This window comes from Pseudomonas sp. Sample_10 (assembly GCF_004321495.1).
Classification (GTDB): Bacteria; Pseudomonadota; Gammaproteobacteria; order Pseudomonadales; family Pseudomonadaceae; genus Aquipseudomonas.
In genome coordinates this window covers 1-1,434 of sequence record NZ_RCOE01000267.1, presented here as the reverse complement: position 1 = coordinate 1,434, position 1,434 = coordinate 1, and the positions used below count along the sequence as shown (strand labels likewise).

Here is a 1,434-nt window from a genome sequence, read left to right as displayed (position 1 = left end):
GAATCTGCTCGCCTTCGATGGCCGGCACCAGGCCTGCGTAGTATTCCAGCACGTCGGCACCGGTAACGATGTCGACGTAACGGGTTTCGGAGTAGGCCTTGCCGGTGTCCAGGGTTTCCAGGGCAGCCAGTTCATCGTTGCGTTCACGCAGGATTTCCACGGCGCGACGCAGGATGCGCGAACGCTCCATGGCGGTCATGGCAGCCCAGATCTTCTGGCCCTTTTCGGCGCTGACGACGGCACGCTCAACGTCGTCGAAGGTAGCACGTTGGACTTTTGCGAGGACTTCACCGTTAGCCGGGTTGATGGCTTCGAAAGTGGCGTCGCTGCTGGCGTCGCTGTACGCACCATCGATGTAGAGTTTTTGCAGTTCGAAACGGGCCATAAAGTCCTCGCAAGTGCATCAGTGATTGGCGCGGCCCGGTGGTTGAGCGTTCTATGTGTGCTCTAACTCACCCGCTTGGCCAGTTGGATATCCATGTATTCGTAAGCGATCTGTTGCGCCTGCTCGGTGTCGAAAGCGTCTCCCGACAGCGCGCCGCGCAACCACAAACCGTCAATCAACGCTGCCAGGCCGCGGGCGGCGGTGCGCGCATCATTGAGCGGCAACACGCGGCGGAACTGGCAGCACAGGTTGGAATACAGACGGTGATCGTTGATCCGCTGCAACCTGTGCAAAGACGGTTGGTGCATGCTGGTTGCCCAGAAGGCCAACCAGGTTTTCATTGCCGGGCCATTGACCTGGCTGGCGTCGAAGTTGCCTTCGATGATCACCTGCAGATGCGCTCGCGGGCTGTCATCTTTCAGCGCCTGTCGGCGCGCGGTGACGTTCTCGCTCAGGACCGTCATCAGGTACCCCATGGTGGCGGCGATCAGGCCATTCTTGTCCTGAAAATAGTGACTGATGATGCCATTCGAGACACCGGCCAAACGGGCGATCAGCGCAATGCTGGCGTCCCCCATTCCGACCTGATCGACGGCCAGCAAAGTGGCTTCGATCAATTGCTGGCGGCGGATGGGTTGCATACCGACCTTGGGCATCTTGCACATCTCCTTAGGCCTTCCGGCAGACGCAAAACGTCTGTCGGACTGAGGGCCAGTCTATTTTGTTTTGATTGAACGTTCAATCAACAAAGAATAAGATCTGCGACAATTCGTCGCTGCTTACAGATTTTTCCTACGCATAAACGACGAAAAACCGACATCTAAAACGGCTCGAAACCTATACGCCACGGCGCTTTTGGGGTTTCGGGCTTTTTCGGGGTGTCTTTATAACACCCGCTGGTCGGCTGCCAACTAACCGATTGGTCGGGTCACGCGCTGCCTTGTGATCTTCTCCCGCACTGCCCGGAGCATCTGTGCCATGAGTTCTGCCTCACTAATAAAGACCCCACCCGAGAAGGTGACGGTCAACGGTTGGGTGTTCTACACCTC

2 protein-coding genes are annotated in these 1,434 nt (G+C 57.5%); both read right to left on the bottom strand.

Annotated elements, in window-relative coordinates; genetic code table 11:
- Window positions 1–385, bottom strand: a 385-nt coding sequence (locus D8U18_RS25505; RefSeq protein ID WP_131108871.1) for an aldehyde dehydrogenase family protein, incomplete at its 3' end; no start/stop codon positions are given.
- A gap of 62 nt (window positions 386–447) precedes the next feature.
- Window positions 448–1,041: a transcriptional regulator BetI gene (gene betI / locus D8U18_RS25500; protein WP_056853907.1), complete on the bottom strand. Its 594-nt coding sequence runs from the start codon at window positions 1,039–1,041 to the stop codon at window positions 448–450.
- Window positions 1,042–1,434: the final 393 nt, after the last annotated feature.